General features: G+C 40.5%; 13 protein-coding genes and 2 pseudogenes. 5 read left to right on the top strand and 10 right to left on the bottom strand.

The features are described from left to right. Positions 1–245: 245 nt before the first annotated feature. A complete protein-coding gene (locus tag CHB62_RS08590; RefSeq protein ID WP_240616177.1) occupies positions 246–2540 on the bottom strand; it encodes a TonB-dependent receptor in 2295 nt (764 codons plus the stop codon). A gap of 396 nt (positions 2541–2936) precedes the next feature. On the opposite strand from CHB62_RS08590, the pseudogene CHB62_RS08585 reads away from it, so the two are divergent. The 3 genes and pseudogenes from CHB62_RS08585 to CHB62_RS08575 all read left to right on the top strand — a co-directional run. Then, positions 2937–3467: pseudogene (locus CHB62_RS08585) on the top strand (helix-turn-helix transcriptional regulator); the annotation flags it as partial. 587 nt (positions 3468–4054) lie between these two features. Then, positions 4055–4288: pseudogene (locus CHB62_RS08580) on the top strand (response regulator transcription factor); the annotation flags it as partial. Between the two features lie 433 nt (positions 4289–4721). Further along, positions 4722–5789 carry a Fic family protein gene (locus CHB62_RS08575; protein ID WP_089366511.1) on the top strand — a complete coding sequence of 356 codons (1068 nt, stop codon included), beginning with the start codon at positions 4722–4724 and terminating at the stop codon, positions 5787–5789. 627 nt (positions 5790–6416) lie between these two features. On the opposite strand, the gene CHB62_RS08570 is transcribed toward CHB62_RS08575, so the two are convergent. After that, positions 6417–7166, bottom strand: coding sequence for an LrgB family protein (locus tag CHB62_RS08570; RefSeq protein ID WP_089366510.1), 750 nt, complete (start codon positions 7164–7166; stop codon positions 6417–6419). Next, the gene (locus CHB62_RS08565) at positions 7166–7669 is read right to left on the bottom strand and encodes a CidA/LrgA family protein (RefSeq protein WP_089366509.1); all 504 of its coding nucleotides are present in this window, start codon (positions 7667–7669) and stop codon (positions 7166–7168) included. Before CHB62_RS08565 ends, CHB62_RS08570 begins: the two co-directional genes overlap by 1 nt. A gap of 225 nt (positions 7670–7894) precedes the next feature. On the opposite strand from CHB62_RS08565, the gene CHB62_RS08560 reads away from it, so the two are divergent. After that, positions 7895–8707: a DUF3822 family protein gene (locus CHB62_RS08560; RefSeq protein WP_176414857.1), complete on the top strand. Its 813-nt coding sequence runs from the start codon at positions 7895–7897 to the stop codon at positions 8705–8707. 127 nt (positions 8708–8834) lie between these two features. Next, a complete protein-coding gene (gene rsmD, locus CHB62_RS08555; protein WP_089366508.1) occupies positions 8835–9365 on the top strand; it encodes a 16S rRNA (guanine(966)-N(2))-methyltransferase RsmD in 531 nt (176 codons plus the stop codon). Between the two features lie 778 nt (positions 9366–10143). Here rsmD and CHB62_RS08550 read toward each other — a convergent pair. From CHB62_RS08550 to CHB62_RS08515, 7 genes are all read right to left on the bottom strand, one after another. Further along, the gene (locus CHB62_RS08550; RefSeq protein ID WP_089366507.1) at positions 10144–10599 is read right to left on the bottom strand and encodes an HU family DNA-binding protein; all 456 of its coding nucleotides are present in this window, start codon (positions 10597–10599) and stop codon (positions 10144–10146) included. A gap of 610 nt (positions 10600–11209) precedes the next feature. Beyond that, positions 11210–12817, bottom strand: coding sequence for an Lcl C-terminal domain-containing protein (locus tag CHB62_RS08545; protein ID WP_089366526.1), 1608 nt, complete (start codon positions 12815–12817; stop codon positions 11210–11212). A gap of 43 nt (positions 12818–12860) precedes the next feature. After that, the gene (locus tag CHB62_RS08540; protein WP_089366506.1) at positions 12861–13064 is read right to left on the bottom strand and encodes a hypothetical protein; all 204 of its coding nucleotides are present in this window, start codon (positions 13062–13064) and stop codon (positions 12861–12863) included. Between the two features lie 531 nt (positions 13065–13595). After that, the gene (gene cls, locus CHB62_RS08530) at positions 13596–15017 is read right to left on the bottom strand and encodes a cardiolipin synthase (protein WP_089366504.1); all 1422 of its coding nucleotides are present in this window, start codon (positions 15015–15017) and stop codon (positions 13596–13598) included. A gap of 19 nt (positions 15018–15036) precedes the next feature. After that, positions 15037–16722 carry a hypothetical protein gene (locus CHB62_RS08525; protein ID WP_240616178.1) on the bottom strand — a complete coding sequence of 562 codons (1686 nt, stop codon included), beginning with the start codon at positions 16720–16722 and terminating at the stop codon, positions 15037–15039. 5 nt (positions 16723–16727) lie between these two features. Then, positions 16728–18662: a DNA primase gene (gene dnaG, locus CHB62_RS08520; protein WP_176414856.1), complete on the bottom strand. Its 1935-nt coding sequence runs from the start codon at positions 18660–18662 to the stop codon at positions 16728–16730. A gap of 134 nt (positions 18663–18796) precedes the next feature. Further along, positions 18797–19930, bottom strand: a complete 1134-nt coding sequence (locus CHB62_RS08515; protein ID WP_089366501.1) for a hypothetical protein — start codon at positions 19928–19930, stop codon at positions 18797–18799. Positions 19931–20088 lie beyond the last annotated feature (158 nt).

The raw sequence follows: 20088 nt of genomic DNA, 5'->3' as shown, positions 1-20088 counted from the left end.
GTCACCCGAGCTCATTAGTAAATCTACTGTATAACAGTAAGATTACATAAAATGTTAAATATGACAGCAAAACAACACTCACAATACCCACCAAACAGCCATATCGAAGCCAGAATGCTTTGATATGGCTGTTCTTCTTTGCTATTGGTGTTCGAGAGGATTTATCTTTGACCTTACTAATATAACGTCTACTCTTTGACAGATTTTCGATTTCCTCTTTATCTACGTGGATTTATATTTATCTGCTACTTCGTTGTTGGTACAATACCTGCATCAGTATCAGAGTTGTGAATACGTTGGTTCACCTCAGAACCGTGCTTTCCAAAGTTCAGGTTGAAATGAAAGTCTATGCCAAAAACCTTACATAGATTTTTCGACCATACCATTTGATTATAAGGAGCAAGATGGGAAAGATTTTCTACAGACATTTCATAACGTGAACTGAAGATGTTCTGCAACTGGAGTTCTACACCCCATTTTTCTCTATTGTACCCAAAGACTATACTATGTGATTTCTCATCTTTGTTAAGTGTCTCCCCCCACAGGCTATGAAAACTTGTCTCAAGATTGGCACCTACATACCAATTCTTGTACATTCCCATTAAGTTGGCACGCAAACCCCAGTTGGTATGTGTATGCGTATAGGTATTGCCATTGCTGATATAGCGATTGACAAATGGGGTTAATTGAATGGATATATAATCCTTCCAAGGTTGTACTTTTAGGTTTATTTGAGAGTTCAGACGATGGAAGCCTCTTTGATTGGCATAACTCCTAACATAGAAGCCATTCGAATAGGTTGTTTCTTCCATATATGGTTTGTCGTCATAGCTATAACGAGTAAACCATTCTGCACTAATATATTTTGTTCCTACGCTAATTGATAGTTCATTAGAGAAAAATCTGACCGCCTGTAGATTTGGATTTCCACGGCGTATTTGGTAAATGTCTATGTGTTGTTCAACATCGCTTAATTCGGCAAGTGAGGGTGCGTAGCCTCCCATGTAGGCTTTATAACGTATTGACAGATAATTGTTGAAATGGTACCCCAGCTGAATAGTCGGGCGAAATATATATTTTACCTGTTTGGCATTTCCTTGGCTAACATAGGTTCTCATAGCTCCTACCCCTACCATATAATCCAGTTTCCCTAACTTTGAAGCCCATTCTCCAAAACCATAACTCTCACCTGTATTCATCTTTACGCTTGAGGATGTGTTTCCATCGTATGCATTTTTTGTGTACATCTGCTGATGTCGCAGACCGAATGACAACCGCGAATCCTTGATTTTCTGCTCGTAAATAACCTCAGCTATAGCCGAATATTTATTACCATCGACATGGGAAGTTATTTCCTGTACAGAATTTCCCTGAGATTGGCGATATAAACGGTCGTTCTTAGTATTGATATATGTTCCTATCAGGTCAAAGAAAAGATGCTTATCCTTGGTAAACTCATGTTGATAATAAATATCTAACGATGGATTGTTGCTCCTTGACTTGGTGCGGTCCATGATATCGAATGTGTTGCTATTCTGAATAAGTTTGGAATTTCTATCAAATACCGCATGAGGCGCATTGTTATATAAATCACGAAAAGTAACACTCAATATGTTCCCCCTATGTATGTAATCGTATCCTATGGATAGATTGATGTTATCATATTGTGCCTTTGTATTTTGCCCTATCTCATAGTTGTTGATACTGGGTGTCGTTGCATTGAAAGCCTCCATGTTTTCACGTAACCAGTTTATATCACGCCGATTCCAGTTTACAGATGTCTTGAAGTTTGACTTACCTACATGATAATTACCCGATAGCTGATAATCTCCTATACCTAAAGGGTTAATAGTGTTCATCAACTCTCCGGAGATACTTCCTCCATTCTTCTTTTCCTTTAAGATAATATCAATTACGGCAGCTACATTTCCATATCGTAAACCAGGGTTATCATGATATTCTATTTTCAACACATCTGCCGGCAAGAGAGCCTTCACCTCCTGTATCTCTGCCTTTACACCATTAATACGTAACTCTACGGCATCCCCCATAGTGGTAGTCACCTTACTGTCGAGAGTATTTACTGAAATGCGTGATAGCTGAAGATGCTGCAACAAACTTAAACCATTGCTTGATGTTTTTTGCTGAAGCAGATTAGGGATAATTATTTGACGGTCAACTTTTTGTATTACGTTGTTGGCTGTCACGGTCACGTCATTAAGCTGCTTACTCTCTGGCTCCAACACTATTGTGCCCACCGATAGATGCTTAGAGATGTTTTGGCATTTAATTTCCTGTGTAGAATACCCAACAAAAGATATCCTTATTCTATAGCTCTCTCCTTCATGCGTATTCAGCTCAAAGCCGCCATTCATATCAGTTACCACTCCACTAATCATCTTATTTTCGCTTTCACGAAATAACGAAACAGTTGCAGCTGGTAATGGTTGCTTGTTTTCATCTACGACCGTTCCCGTAGTTTGTGCAGCAAGAATACCATAGCAGCCAGACATGAGCAACGTGAGAATTTTCTTTTTCATAAACATTATATTATTTATTATATGTATTGTCTTATTATAATTTTGGAGTCATCATCATGAGATGCCGACAGCATTTCTTGTCTTTCGACGTTGTAAAGGTAATATTTTTCTTTAATTTTCACTACGCAAAAGTATAATTCTTAGTTGTTTGCTTAAATTTAACATCAAAGTGTGATTATGTTGTTTTATAAAAACAATATTCACATAATTTCTTTTGTTTCTTGATTTATATGGCAAAATTACTTATTATCCAAAGATCACCTATCACACTTTTGTGTAAATTTGCTCCTCTCTCTTTGTTTTTTACACTTTTGTGTAATTCTCTTGCGACATTCTGCATTAAAAATGTACTTTTGTAGAAAATAAAATAGAGGGACCTTATTAAGTTGAACATATATGACAGATATAAAAGAATTCTTTATAGCGTCGAATACTGTAAGCAATGCACCAGATTATGATTCTAATGTACTGTCCACATTGATTCATACAGTAGAGTCCTTTGCACGTGTAACCTATCAGAGCATTTATTTGATAGACTATTATAAGCAGGAGTTTCTTTATGTATCAGATAATCCTTTGTTTCTTTGTGGTCATACAGCAAAGGAGGTGAAGGAATTGGGATATAGTTTTTATTTGAAATATGTACCAGAGGAAGAACAAAAAATGCTTGTTGAGTTGAACAGAAGTGGTTTTAAGTTCTTTGATACTTTCGACAATGTTGATAAATACCAATGTTCCATGTCATATCATTTTCATCTGAAGAGTGGAACAAGGAGCAGACTGATCAACCACCAGCTTACTCCTATACTATTAACTGACGATGGCAAGATATGGATAGGTATGTGTGTTGTTTCTCTATCTTCACATAAAACAGTTGGGCATGTAGAGTTCCACAAAAAGGGTAATCCTAACTATTGGAAATATTCTGGTTCTTCCGTTAAATGTGTGGACGCTTTTCGTAGTGCTTTAACGTAAGAGCCAAAGTTACTCATAAAACAAAAATATAGCTGAGAAAGTCGTCAACTATTTATTTTATTTTCATCCTCTTTCATTGAAAATCTTTTCGTTTTAAAACTTCGAAAATCTGCAGACAAAAGTTTGAAAAATCATTACATAATTTCAAAGAAAACACCTATAATTAACGACAAAAATACACACATAAAACAGGTTTACAATCAACAGAGTATCAATTAGTTACCAAGTATAAAGTAAAAGGTGCTTAATTGGACTTCAAAAGGGCGTTAGCATGGGTCTTAAAGAGCATCTTTTGCAAGCCAAAAGGGCGTCTTTTAGAAGCCAAAAGAGCATGTATTGGGTTTGAGATGTATAAAAATAGTTTACAAACATGATTTAATAAGGGGATAAGCAGGTTATAGATGACAGATAGACATCACACCTAATTACATTTATCATATAGTTTACCCCCCTTATAAAACAATCTTATTGGAAGTAGGCTTACCATGTATGTGGATTAATCTCATTCTATTAACAATCTACACATTTAACGGAAGAACCAATATTCTTTCGAAAGCCATCGGTGGATGGAATGTGAAGGAGTTTCGCTAAAAGAAGAGGAACTCGAAGTGCTTAGATTGTCAGCAGCGGGACTAACAATGACAGAAGTAGCAGACAGAATGTGCCGCTCATTAGATTCTATTAAAACCTACAAACGCCACGCCTTTGACAAATTAGGCGTAGCGAATATCACCGAAGCTATTTCAAGAGCTATCTTAAACAAACTCTTCTGAAAATAATAATTTACGGCAAAGGCGAAGATACACATTCAATTAGTAAGTGCATATTGAGACTCATTTGGCTTTGAAAAGGCGCCTATCGATTAAATGGTCTCTACATGCTCTAACACTGTGTATCCTTTAAAAAGCATTTCCCAGTGAAAACAATTTTGCTGTCACTACTGTCACCCTAATTCATTAGTTAACTTATTATGTAACAGTAGGATTACATGAAATGTTAAATGTGACAGCAAAACGAAATTAAAATTATTCGTGGAATAGTGTGTATAAATTCCACACGACCTAACATTTAGACGATAAACTAACGGCTTATATTATATACGAAAAGACCAAAAACAGCAAAGTTCAACAAAAAGGTTGTAACATTACAACCTTTTCTCAAACATTTTTCATAATTTTGCGATGTATTTAAAATAAATATGTCTGTATGAAGTATCTAAATATAAAGAAGGCATTAGCTGCTTGGCGCGATATTCAGCCATTGTCAGAGAAGGACAGGGATAGGCTCAGCCGCCGCTTCACCGTGGACTTCAACTATAATAGCAACCACATTGAGGGCAACACACTGACTTATGGTCAGACCGAGATTCTTCTGCTATTCGGCAAGGTGATTGGCGAGGCTGACATAAGGGACGTGTACGAGATGACGGCAAGCAACGTGGGGCTGCAAATGATGACAGAAGAGGCTGCTGTCAAAGAAAAGCCTTTGACACAAAACTTCATCCGCACACTGCACAGAACACTGCTTCGTGAAAACTACACCGTTTACCGCAATCTGCCTGGTGGCGTGCAGACAAATTATGTGATACACGCAGGTCAGTATAAGACGCGCCCCAATAGTGTGATAACAAGGTATGGCGACCGCTTTGAGTACGCTTCGCCCGAAGAAACGCCGGGGCTGATGTTTGACTTGGTGAATTGGTACAATGAAGCCGAGAAGAAAGGGAAACTTTCAGCTATCGAACTGGCGGCATTGTTCCACTATCGTTATATACGCATTCACCCCTTTGAGGATGGCAATGGACGTATCGCCCGTTTGATGATCAACTTCATTCTCACACGCCACAATTATCCGATGATTGTTGTGCGCAGCCGCAAGAAGAGCGAGTATCTGGAAGCGTTGCATCAGTCTGACCTTGAAGTCGGCCCTGTGCCGAGCGACGGAGCACACGCCAACATTGGCGATATTCGTCCATTCCTCAAATATTTCAATGAGCTTGTGGCAACAGAGGTTTATAATGATGTGCTCTTCATCAGCGAAAAGAATGAAAATCTTTGGTGGTATGACGGCGAAAGAATTTCTTTTCGCTCGCCTAACTACACCAAAATATTGAACGCCATGCGCACACAGCCTACGCTGACTCTGAACGATATGAAAGAGGGAACAGGTATTAGTGTGTCAGCTATCCAAAAACTGTTGGATAAACTGCTTTCTAAAAAGTATGTGGAGCGTGGTGAGAAAGATGGAAGCTGGAGAGTCTTTCTTACCCAGTAAACACGCAAAAAGGTTACATCACTACAACCTTTTCTCAAACATTTAGTCTGCTACTGGGTAGAACACTCCTTTGATTAACTGCGACATTCCGTTTTCTGTGAATGTCGCAGTTAGATTTTCGCAGATGTAACTTTTGCCTCTTATTATCCCAAGTTAACCAGCAAAAATATTTTTCATAAACTTTCGGGATGCTTTGTGCAGTATCAACTTTATAAATGATTGATAACCAAGTATAGGGTATTGTAATATTGGTTAGTATAGGGATAAGTTGTTTGTAGAATACGGAGAGATATGGTAATGATAGGTATAATATGTGTTTGTCTTTCCTACATACTATGTCCCCTTTGTTAGACCATTGATCCAGGAAAGTCATACCATGTAAGCAATAAGCCTTTATTCAGTTTCCTATCTATGCATTTAACGGAAGAACCAAAGCATTTCCCAGTGAAAAAAAATTTTGCTGTCACTACTGTCACCCTAATTCATTAGTTAACTTATTATGTAACAGTAGGATTACACGAAATATTAAATGTGACAGCAAAATGAAATTAAAACTATTCGTGGAATAGCGTGTATGATTTTCTACTTACATTTAGTAGCCTTTATCACGCTATTACACAAAACCGCCTAAATAATTCCCATCAAGCGGAGAACCGTTGGGGTAAGCAGGGCGGTGAAGATACCATTTAGCGTAATACCTAAGCTCGCAAAAGCACCATACTTACTGCTATATGCCATGGCGGTTGATGCACCCACAGCATGAGAAGCTGCTCCCATAGATAGTCCTTGAGCAATAGGACTCTTCACATGGCCGATTGTCAATGCTTTGAAACCTACCAACGCACCAATAATACCAGTGATGACCACCACGGCTGCCGTAAGAGAAGGAATACCGCCAAGACTCTGTGTTACCTCCATTGCGATAGGTGTTGTGACAGATTTACTTGCCAAAGACAGTATGATGAACTTCGGAGCATGAAAGTATTGCGCAACCAAAACGACACTCACGATACCTACCAAGCAACCTACAAGCTGAGAGAGGACTATCGGGAGCCATAAACGCTTTATCGCATCAAGCTGAAGATAAAGCGGTACGCCTAAGGCAACAACGGCTGGCTTGAGCCAGAAATCAATAAGTTGTGCATCTTGTTTATAAACCTCAAAAGGAACACCCGTCACCTTGAGGTAAACAATGAGAAGTATTATTGCTATCAGAATAGGATTGAGTAGCATCCAACCTGTACGCTGCTGCAGTCGTCTAACATAAAAGAAAGCTGCAAAAGTCAATGCGAGAATAACGTACTGATTGGAGAAGATGTCCTTACCGTCCTGTATTAAGTCAATAGTTTGACCAATCGTATCATTCCATGAATCCATTATTCTTCCTCCTGATTATTTATACCATCCTGACCATGTAACGCCTTATCCATAACGATACGTTCGGACTCTTCAATGGCTTCTGCCTCCTCTGCCTCCTCCAAAGCCTTTTTCAGCTTCGCTGCATGAGAACGATGATGGAGCAAGTCAAGCGCCATCAGTCGACGTTCAAACTTAATGACGAGTTGGTGCATGTGCCCAGTGACAACCAATACTAAGACCGTACTGACAACTGTTGCCATCATTATCGAAAGCCAATAGTCCTTGATAACGTTGAGATAGAGTATTAAAGCCACCCCAGGTGGCACAAAGAAGAAACCAAGATTGGATATTAAAAGCTGTGAAAGGCGTTCTACCCAACCTAACTTTACCCATCCCAACTTCAAAAGAAGTGTAAGGATAAGCATACCAATAATACTGGACGGCAGTTTGATTCCTGTTGCCCAAACAATCACCTCTCCTAATGCTAAGCATCCGAAGATTACAAAGAATTGTATTGCCATGTATAAAAATTATTATTCAATACGACCACTTAAAATGATGAATTGAATAGTTATCGCTTTATAAGTGGGTGCAAAGTTATACTTTTTTTGAGTATCACGTATCGAAATTCCCTTTTTTTATACTTAAAAAGGAACTATTCTCTGATATTTATCAAATGGTTAACCATCGTAATCGGAAAATTTTATGTAAGTTTGCAAGTGATAATATGCTATATAACGTTCGTAATGACAGAGACAGACAATAATTTATACGATAAGAAACTACGCCTTACTATCAGATTTAGCAGAAATAGTATGGCTCTTGCCGTGGGCGACCCGCAGGAGAATGGTACACTCGTTTATGAGCCATACGACATGAATATGGGTATCTCTATTGCTGCTAATCTGCGTGAAGCATTCAAAGTTTCGGAATTACTGCAGAGTGGATACAAACGCTTATTAGCAACCATTGACACCCCTGTCATGCTAATGCCTACAGACGACTTTGGTACACAGGACATTGAAACACTCTATCATCACACCTTCAAGAGGCAAGGTAATGAGGAAATTCTATCGAGTATCCTTCCTGATCTGAACGCTGTTGCTGTCTTTGCGATTAACAAGGACCTCAAACTTGTTATCGATGACCATTTCAAGGATATCCGTTTACAACCGCTAATGCAATCGGTATGGACCCATCTCTATCGTCGCTCATACGCAGGACCACGCAGGAAACTATATGCTTACTTCCACGACAAGCGTATGGAGGTGTTTAGTTTCCAACAAAACAGGTTCCGTTTCAGCAATTCATACGAGGTCACAAACGAACATGATGCCTTGTATTTCCTTCTTTATATATGGAAGCTAACAGGAATGGATACCGAGAAAGACGAGCTATACCTTGTAGGTGACCTTCCTTATCAAGAGTGGCTCTTGAAGAAAGCTAAGGAACATCTAAAGTTCTGTAGAGTCCTTGACCAAGAGGTCTACTTCAATAATAGTCAACTGGCTAAGCGTACTGAGATACCCTATGACATGAAGACTATCTATCTGGAATAGAAGAAATAGAGAAAGATTAAGGTATCGAATAAGTTAAACCACTCACATTTTCGATAAAAGACTAATGTCTTAACTCCATTTCACTCCTTAACTCCTTAACTCCATATCCCCCCCTAAAAAAGAAACCATGCGAATTATAACTGGAAAATATAAAGGTAGACATTTTGATATCCCACGTACCTTTAAGGCACGCCCTACAACAGACTTTGCTAAAGAGAACATCTTTAATGTCATCAATGCTTACGTGGATTGGGATGAGACAACAGCGCTCGACCTCTTTGCTGGTACGGGTAGTATATCCTTAGAACTCTTATCACGTGGCTGCAGTGAGGTGATTAGCGTTGAGAAAGACCGTGACCATGCTCGCTTTATCAGTCAATGTATGGAGAAACTCGGCACTGAAGACCATATATTAATCAAAGGTGATGTGTTCCGTTTCTTAAAAAGTTGTCATCAGAAGTTCGACCTTATCTTTGCTGATCCACCCTACGCTCTGCCCGAACTGCAGACTATTCCTGACCTTATCTTCCAATATGACTTATTAAAAGAAGATGGCCTACTTGTCTTTGAACATGGTAAGAACTATGATTTCTCCGCTCATCCCCACTTCATCGAACATAGAAGTTATGGCAGTGTGAACTTTACTTTGTTTAGATAACAGACTTTAAATCTGATTCTACCGAAATATGGAGTGATAAACTAAAACTCTCATATAATAAGGCACACAGAAGCATTAAGCCAACCATATCACAAAGCCTTTCAGCTCACGTTAAAGGAAGCGGCCCCTCCCCCAACCCCTCCCCCACAGGGAAGGGGCGTAGTATGTGAGGTTACCCCTATAGGGCTGCTGATAAGAGGATAGAACGAAGCGTACACCCTCTCCATAGGGGTATCTCGGTGATTACGCCCCTTCCCTTCGGGGGAGGGGTTGGGGGAGGGGCCGCTCTCTCATGTTCTCTTTTTTTCTCTCACAGAACTACACAGAAGAACAGAAATCACAAAGGCGCACAGAGACATTAAGTCAACCGATAACACAGAGCCTTTCAGCCATTGTTGGGTGTTAGGTGTTAATTGTTAGGTGTTGATGAATAGCAGAAAGGCTCTGTGATATCTGTCGTCGCTTGCCGGCGTTTGTGGGTTCTCCCTGTGAGCAGAAAGGCTTCTGTTCATCTGTGAAAATCTGTGAGAAATAAATCAACGAGCTACCACCAAAAAACTTGCCCCTTAACACCAACAATGGTGACAGGGGCAAGAAACGAAAATTAAATTACCGATGTATCGTCATTGATATCACATCAATGGATTCCCGCTGGAAACATAATTAAAACTAAATTAATCAATTCAGTATTATTAAAACCGAACTTTTTTCTTTTCTTGAATATTGGCCTTATTAGGCCCATTGGCCTTATTGGCCTTATTAGGCATAATATCCTCCTTTATCCTTGGCCCGCTACTGGGCCACTTCCTCCTCCGTTCTTTTTCTTATCCTCCTTCTTGTCCTTGTCTGCTTCCTCTTTCTTCCTCACTGACTCGTAGGAGTTTGCGGCAAGCTCACTCTTCAATTCTCTTCCAGGCGTAAAGACCACACGCGGCTTAATCGTCTCAGTCTTAAAAGCCTTTTCCGTTGCAGCACCCTCGCTTGACAGTGTCAGGCGCATTGTGCCAAATTCTCCTAACTGCACGCTAAAGCCGTCACGAAGATAATGAGGCAGACAATCCATAAAGTTTGCCAACACGTTTTCGATATCACCACGTGTCAGCGAAGAACGCCCAGCAATGTCGCGAGCAATATCCCGCAAAGTCTTCTTCCCCACGTTCACAGGACTTGCATAAAACTTTCCAGGACCTGTCTTGGTGCCTGGTTTTCTTCTTTCAATCAATTTGATTCTCATTGTGTTTAAAATTTTATTAGTTATTACTTACTTCTGCTGCATTCGCAGCAACACGTCTTTCATTAGTTTCGTTTCTTATACCGAGCATAATTAGCTTAAGTAAAAGCTTCTTTATTCACTATTCAAAAGAAACAAAAACCTCCGTAAAGCTTGGAAAACCCGCACGATGCGGAGACTTAAAAACATATATTAGATCAGAGTAAAATTTCTAACGGGTCGGAAGAAAATTTCTAACCCGTTAGAAATTTCTCGCTAACACGTTCCCCGTAAATTTATAACACGTTAGAAATTTTCTTGCAACAGGTTAGATTTTTCCTTATCTCTCACCCTCCTTTATCCCGTTAGACACTCCATCTCCTTTGGGGAGGGCTGGGGTGGGGTTTCTTAAGCACTCCGCTCGTAAGCCTTCCAAAAAAGACCTTCACGATGAAGATAAATCTTTACCTCTTCTGATGCTTCTAATGCCAAGATTGAAGACAATTTCATTATGTTGTCGACTATATTATTATGTATATTCTTGATTTTCTAAAATTTGCGTCGACCGCCTTACGGCGGTAGTTAAGGTGTCGCCTTTTAGAGGGCGACACCTATAAAGGACCAATCGCGAGAACTACTGAAGCGCCTCCGCCCTGAACCCGTAGCTGCGGTAGTTGCTGCCCACGTAGACGTAACCACTGAAGAAATTCAGGTTGTACGCGCCGCTACTGCCCCACGGGTAAGCACTTGACGACCAATAGTAGCCGCCGTCGCCAACGAGGTTCAGCTGACCAGAGTAGTAGTAACCCAAGGCGGGCAGGTAGAAATATTTATTTGCATCGGCTGCTGATGGAAGACCAGAGGTGATGCTACTGTTAGTGTTGTTATAATCCTTGTATGTTGTACGTAAGTCGGTTGTATTATCGGCGGATTTCTCTGTGTCGTAATGATTCTCTGCCTGCAACACAGCCTTCTTCTTAAACCACATGCCACCTTTATATAAATGACCCATAGTAGTCCATAATTCGTCACCGTCCCAACGTGGATCGCCATACACGCAATACCAAGACATCTCGTTAGCGTTTGGAAGGTCTTTACATGAACTGTGCGTTGCTGGGTTACTTACGCCATAACCTGGGTAACTCTCGTTGTACCAACGAGACACATCACTGTTACTCTGAGGGTAATTTGGGGAACTGTTGTTGTTTAGTGTTGGCTGACCTGTATTGCCTGACAAGTGCCTTGTCCATTCGTAATCCTTCCAATATTGCTCCTGTGCATCCCACATGTAGTAATGGTCGCCGTCGTAATCGCGTACGTTAAGGTTAGCTGTCATATCGTAGTAAGTGTTAGAAGCATAAGCAGTAGCAGGAAGCGTCTTCGTAATAGTACCCTCTACGTTGGTAGCTTCGTCTTTTACCCAGTAACGTACTTTTAAGATATGAGTTCCAGGCTTAATCACCATGTATGCACCGTTTGTTGTTACATTTGCTGCGCTGTTAGTCAGTGGGAAGCCGTTTGGATTAGTACTACTGCCGCTTGTAGTCAAAACAATTTGTTTGCTGCCTGTACCTGCAGAAGCATCCAAAGCACCTGTAGTTGTATTGACACTGTATGTTTCGGCTATATCGTTGTCAGAAGTTACCTCTACTTTGGTTAAGTAACAGTTACGGAGAATTGTGTTACTTGTGTAAGGCTGGAAGACAAGGTAAGCTGGCTGATGCTCTAACTGAAAGCTAAAGATGCTACCGCCTACTGCTCCTGTTGCCGTAGCTGTACCGTAGTCGCCTACTGTGCCGAAATGCTCGGTGTTGTCTGGGGCGGTCTGCGTCTGGTTAGCAGAGATAGTTACTTGGCTGCCATTACTATTCTTCCCCAAGTAATAAACCTTATAACTTGTGTGTTCTGTAAACTTGCCTGGTACTTTATACTTAAAAGAAGCTACCTTCTGAGTTGGAGCGTTCGTGCTCTTTCTCATTACGCCGTCGTCATCCTTAACGTAGATATAATCGCCTGCCTCCCAAGAGAAGTCGCTGCTGTTATAATCCAATGAGGTGCGAGTCTTTGCCTCATCGCCTGCAACGAAAGTTGTAAGGTTCTTATCGTTATCGCCCTCTTTGTTGGTTGGGTTCTGTACCACATCTTCCTTAGCACAAGATGCGAAAGTCAAGGCGACGCCGAACACGACTGCCAAAGACTTTAGTTGCGATGCGAATGAATATTGTTTCATTGTTTTCTTCATCATTTATTCGTTTTACTTTGTTCTTTTAGTTAATTACACTCTGTTAGTCTTCCCATGAAGTTGAGTTTTCATCTTCGAACTCTTCCTCATCCCATTGACTTGCCTTAGCACTGGCTGGACCAGAAGCATGGTTTGCCTTTTTGTGCTGGCCAGGCATGGACGCGTCCATCAGATTAGTGGTTTCGTTTACGTGGACTATTTCACACTCTGGTGCAGAATAGTTCTTCTTTTGTTTCTTTTTCTCCATTGTTTTATCAATTAAAATAGTTATTATTTCGTGCTTAATTTCTTTTTATTTCGTTTACGTAGGGACACAAAAAAGCGAACAAAGGAAACTCCGAAAAGTCCTTTGTTTACAGGGATTGCACGGCACGCCTCGCGCGCGTATGCGAGAAGAAAAAAGTGGGGAGGTTAGGCCTGGCCTATATGAGAGAGAGAGAGAGAGAGAGAGAGTACAAAATTATTTGGAACTACCAAATAATTTGCGATATTTTTTTCGTCTTTCTTTGTTAAAGAATCTAACACAGCACAAAGCATGTCTGCGCCTTTATTTCCTAATAAAGTGCAAACATTTGCTGAATTAATATTCTTTATGACTCTCATCGTTATTACGAGTTAATTTTAATTTAACTGGGCGCAAAGGTAGTGAGAATATATGAAACAAACAAGAAATTAGCAAAAAAATATAAAAACCTTTATCTCACCTTACTCTATACATCACCTTTATTAATTGATAACTAATCAGCAACAGTATTTATTTGCAAGAGGTTTCTTACCCTTACAACAGTGGACTCAAGAGCCTTACCATTGATTCCCACAGGCGTTGTAGGAAAGAACGATGTGTAAGGTTTCGCACATCTTCTAAGGAAACACACTCATCTTGGTCTTTTAAGAAGATATCCTTTACTTCTAATGCTATTTTCTTATCATAGAAGAAAGCATTTGCTTCAAAGTCATTCTCAAAGCTACGGAAGTCAACATTAGTAGAACCAATCGTTGCTATGCTATCATCGGCAACAAGAAGTTTTGAATGATTAAAACCAGCCTTATATAAATAAACTTTTACTCCCGCTTTCACTGTATCTAAGACGTATGTGCGTGAAGCCCATTCCACAATCTTTGTGTCTGTCTCGTAAGGAATCATCAGTCTTACATCTACTCCCGACAAGGCTGCAGTACGCATAGCAAAAAGGATTGGGTCGGTAGGAAGGAAGTAAGGTGTTTCCATATAGACATATTGCTTTGCACTGGTAAGTACCCTTACGTAGCCTTGCTCTATCTCTGGCCATAAACTTGTTGGGCTACTGGTGACAATCTGAATAAGACTATTATTCTCAGCAACCTTGCTGACAGGATAATAAACATGATCTGTAATCAACTCACGACTCACAAAGAACCAATCTACCAGAAAGGCACGTTGCAAACCATATACCGCAGCACCAGTTATCTTAACATGCGTATCACGCCAAGCTAATTTCTTTATTCCCTTCACATAACGATTGGCGATATTCATACCACCGATAAAACCAACTTCACCATCAATCACACATATCTTTCTATGATTACGATAGTTCACCTTACTGGTAAAGACTGGGAAGCGTACAGGCATGAAGGCATATACTTTTATTCCTTCAGCACGCATACGGTCAAAGAAACGATTCTTTGTTTTCCAAGAACCTACATCATCATAGATAACACGCACCTCTACTCCTTGTCGTGCTTTATCAATCAAAGCATCAGCAACAATCTGTCCCAAGGGGTCACTGGCAATAATAAAAGTATCTAAATGAATATGGTGTTCAGCCTTACCAATCTCCATTAACAAAGAAGGAAAAAACTCGTATCCAGAAGTATAAATCTCTGTCTCGTTGTTCTTAAATGGTAAGACCCAGTTCTGATTCATGAAGAGATTGATGAGTTCTCGGTACTCATTAGGCAGATGAAGACGCTTTTGTTCTACAAACTCCAACATGGAATGCTTGGTCAGTTGGTCCATACTATACTGCCAAATCTTACGCTCCTTACGTGTGGTCTGACCGAAGAAGAAGTAAAGAATGATACCTAACATTGGGATAAACGTCAGCACCAACATCCATGCCATTGTCTTGGCTGGCTGTCGGTTATCCATCAATACGCGCACCATCACCATTATGACGATAACAACGTAGATGACTAAGAATACCCAATGTACGTAAATCATCTTTCTCCTCCTTTTCTTATCATTCTATCTTGGGAGTATTCTCCCCTTCTCTTCCCTCTTCTTTCTCTTTTTCTTTCTCCCTCAACTGCTGTATATGAGCCAACTGGCTTAAAGCAAACTCCTTGTTTTCAGGTGAATCAAGCATGTTACGCAAAAAATCTTCAGCCTCATCCAACTGCATAGTCTTAATTAACATATAAGCTTTTCGGCGTTGTAGGAAGTTTAAGAACGACTGAGGCATAGGGTTCTCACCCTCTTCATAATCGTTTGCTATCTCCACGTATCTATTAATCTGCTCACCTATCTGCATAAACGTACGGAAGTCTCCCATATTAACCAGGCAATTCACGTATGTCTCTATTTGTTCAATGCTATTTGATTGAGCACTATATGCAAGGTAGTAATGGGCCCGCTCATACTGATGTAATGCATTATAGCAGAAACCCACCCAGAAAGCAACATCAAAGAAAGTCTCCCGTTCTCTCTTCTTTAGCTTATGAAAATCAAGCTGAAGACGCTTATAAACATTCTCTAAATAGGCCACTGCTTCATAGTAACGCTTCTGTCGATAGAGTACCTTACCCCGATAGATATACTCAGCAGTATTAATATTAACAATGTTAGCTATCAGCAACTGCTCATCCGTTAGTTGTTTCTGTTCGCCATTAGCCATTTTACTCTTCGCTTCCTTCCACATATAGACAAATTCATCATGGAACTGTTTAGCTGAACGGAGGTCGTAAGCCAACAAAATAGAACGCGACTGCACCTGTGTCTCCTGTGAATGGAATGATATATCAGCAGAAATATTCAATGGGAGAAGCGTTGCGACAACCTGATAGTAGAGTATGTTCTCACAGCTATCAGCTTGCTGAAGACTAAACATCATGCGCCGCCGCTTTGTTGGATGAGATGGAAGGAAGAACACAAGGTCGAGCATTGCCTTCTGACGAACAAAGCTGTTATCAGCTATCAAAGCATCTGATAAGTTATAATTCGCAATAGCAGTACTGTCATCAAGGCACATCACCTTATCTGTCACAATCGTCAACTCAGAAAAAACAGCATCCGCCATACCAAAGGCCCGTACCATCCACTGGCTTAACGTAGCAGCTGTCGCCTCATCATGTCGCCATCCAGGAACTGTCTCTTGTGTCGTCAGCTCCATTTCTCTCAATAGAAAGAGCTCACGTCCAGCGTCTTTCAGCGTCCGCTCCACGTCCGCCGTTCCTATATTCCTTGCGTCACTCCTCACCTCATTGAAGTTTCTTATAAACGCATTCTGCCATGCGAAACAGTTTTGCATAGCCAATGACAATATATCCTTAGCCCGATATTGGTCTAAAAGAAGTGTCGTCATGATGTGTAGGTCTATGACATTCGTTTCCTCATTGACTGAGTAAGCAAAGCGAGGACCATCAGAATTGATATTAAACTGGTTGCACACATGACGTACAAGATTGATTTCTTCCATCTTCGCCTCGCCAAAATAGAGGAAAGACAACTCTATCTGTGGATGCTGAGCAGAGATGAATATACCAAAGTGACCGCTCTGGAAGTCAAAGCGGACGATTATATCGTTACCATCTTTCTGCCAGTCTCCCGTACAGTTAAGCGATCTAAGGGCTTCTTTTATAATTCTCTTATTCTCGCTGACATCAAGGTCTGACAGCTGAAGTGACGGTTTGAACAAATTTCTAAACATATTCATCATGCCAGAATATTACTACCTGTTTTCTTTGCCAGGCTACTGCGAAGACTCTGAATCTTCATTATCTCTTCTATTATCTCTTGCATCTCTTTCGGGTCTTTCACCTGTTTTAGTCGCGCATTCAACTCTTTCAAACGAGATGACACATACTCAAGACGTAAGTCAGCAACGAGGTGTAAGACACGATCACGCAATGTTTGTTCCGTTTCTTTCACTTGCAGACTCTCTGCGAGTTGGAAACGGTCTACGCTCAATCTCACTGCTACAGATGCGATATTGATATCTGCATGCTGTGTGAAATACTCTTCAGCCTTGAACCCTTCTTCACCACAATGCTCTACAGCCTCCTGCAGTATCTTAGTATAAAGTTCATTTGAGAAACCAAGATTATCGCTTCCAAGGTCATAAGCAATATATTGTGCTACGGTCAGGTTATATGTCTGTCCGCTATTCTCATCTTTCACATCACGGAAGATAATCTTCTCGCCATCCCTAACAACAGCCTGAATGAGCATTTGTTCAACCTTTGATGCTGACTGATTAGACGTCATAGCCTGCGCCTCCTCACGTTGTTCCTCTATGTCTGCGGCCCGATGTTGCTGCTGTTCACGTGTCTGCTGTTCCCGATTAGAATAGATATTACGGTTCATCTGCTCCATCAGTGTACGCTCTGACACGCCCGTACGATTAGCACACTCACGTATATAGGTGTCACGAAGTATTGGATCTTTGATTACAGAGATACTCTGAACGATAGACCCGACAGCTTCTGAACGCTTGATAGGGTCGGTAACTCCTTTCAAGAGTACGTTAATCTTAAAGACGATAAAGTCTGTCTGATTATCTTCAATATATTTTCTGAAATCCTCCGCACTGTAACTACGTGCAAACTCGTCTGGGTCCTTACCATCAGGAAGCAGCAATACCTTCACGTTCATAGCCTCAGCCAATAGCATATCTGTTCCTCGTAAGGCTGCATGCTGGCCTGCCGCATCTCCATCATAGAGTAGAACAATATTAGAAGTGAAGCGATGAAGAAGGCGTATCTGATGTACTGAGAGTGCCGTACCACTATTGGCAACAACGTTCTCAATACCACACTGGTGCATAGAAACTACGTCGGTATATCCTTCCACCATATAGACAAGGTCGTGCTTGGCTATGGCTTTCTTTGCTTGATAGATGCCATAGAGTTCTCGCTCCTTATGATAGACAACGCTATCAGGTGAGTTGACATACTTCTGACTTACTCCCTTCGTACGAGAATCCAGCAGACGACCACCGAAGGCAGTCACCTTACCACTCACGCTCAGCCATGGGAACATCACTCGACCATTGAAGCGGTCGACGAGTTCGCCATTCTCTCGTTCAAAACAGAGACCTGTCTTTACGAGAAACTCTTTCTGAAAGCCTGCCTTTAAGGCCGCATCAGCAAAGGCATGACGGCCCGAAAGGCAGAAACCTAACTGAAACTTATGGATGATATCATCTCTGAAACCACGGCTACGGAAGTACTGCATACCAATAGCCATCCCATCAACATCGTTGTGTAAGATGTCATTAAAGTATTTCGCAGCCCACTCATTGACCAAGAACATTGATTCTCGTTCGTTCTCCTGCTGCTTTTCTTCACTCGTCAGTTCACGTTCATGCACCTCAATATGATACTTATTCGCAAGCCATTTAAGGGCTTCTGGATAAGTCAACTGCTCATGTTCCATGATAAACTTCACCACATTTCCCGCTGCACCACATGAGAAGCATTTGTAAACACCTTTCACTGGACTAACAGAGAAAGATGGTGTACGGTCATCATGAAAAGGACACAAACCTTTATAGCTTGTTCCCGTCTTGCGTAAAGATACGAAATCGCTGATTACCTCAACGATGTTCGACGCATTCATAATCCTATCTACTGTCGGTCTATCTATCATTATGCTACAAAGATAACACAAACCAATGAGATAGCAAAGTTAGAACAAGAAAAAGATAGATACCTCCTACAAGAAAGCCTTGACATAAACAGTCGACATCTATACCAAGATTTGATAAAATTCTCACACTGGATTCAATAAACGTTATATTCTTTCTTCACATCCTGCAGCAATTCCTCTTGTTTTCTTTCCTTCTTGCTCACAATAATCTTCATTGCAAAAGGTTGAGGCAATAAAAGAAATTCTGTTCCTTCACTCATCTTATTTTTCTGACAAGGTTGTGCCTCATAAATTGAGGTAACATTATAAACTTCAACACCTTTTTTCTTCTTTCCGTCAAACTCTTCCTGCATATAATTGGAATAACGGCAACTACTTAGATAGAAGTAATTATCTGCCTGCTGATACACTGCTTCAATGTCAATCTGCCAGTCCTTATACTTATGCCCGTACATGGCATTAATTGTTGAGCGCACAAGTGCATTAGTACGGTGCTGTACATTATAAGCCAACCCCGTAGAACGTTTTGCTCTGAGGATGACATTTTGTAGGGTATCTATACATAAATAGCCCGAATCTTTCCAATCTTTTTTCGACTTGAATAGGAGTCTTACCACATTGACACCAAAGCTTTCAGACTCATTATCCACATAGAACCTATGTTCCTTCACAAACTTCTCATCCATATCAGAAACAAAGTCATGGTAAAGCGTATTTTTAAGGTTACTATAGTCACAACCAGCTGACTTATCCTTAAAGGTGATAATATTCTCCAAGGGAGAGATTTCAAAGAGTTCCTTCTTTCTTACCAGTCCATTACTTACAAAGCGATATAACACTGTATCGCCTACATTCTGTGTCTGATACTCATATCTTAGAACTCCATTACTTCTATACTTCTTTGCTTTCGTCTTTACAAATTTCATCAACATGGGTTTAATCCATGCTGGCTCGCCCGCAGAACTCACGACAACTTCCGAAAGCAACTGCATACTTTGCTCCATAAACAGTGTATCAGACAATACTTTCACGCTTTCTTTCTGATAGTTTATATGCGAGATCATCAGATTATCAAAAGCAAAATCCACAACGACTCTCCCCTGTTGGTCGCTAAACGTACTCCTCACTTTCCCCATGTAGGTGGTATATACACTTGCTCTGCTCACTGGGATATTATTTGCTTTATCCCAAATAACGAACGTCTTCTGCGCAAATGAAGTCACAGAAAGACATAAAAAAACAATGCTAACGATAGTACGTTTATTCATTTGCTATATTAACTTTATTTATTTGCAAAATTCTTTTATCTTCAAGGAACTACAAGTATCAAAACTTCAAAAGGGTTAGAACTCACCACGCAAAGATATGAAAAAATAAAAGTACACACAATATTATCTTCTTATATTAGATAAATTATGTACTTATA

It is taken from the genome of Prevotella jejuni (assembly GCF_900187995.1).
Taxonomy (GTDB): domain Bacteria; phylum Bacteroidota; class Bacteroidia; order Bacteroidales; family Bacteroidaceae; genus Prevotella; species Prevotella jejuni.
The sequence above is the reverse complement of the archived record's forward strand: the minus strand, read 5'-3'. Positions and strand labels throughout refer to the sequence as shown.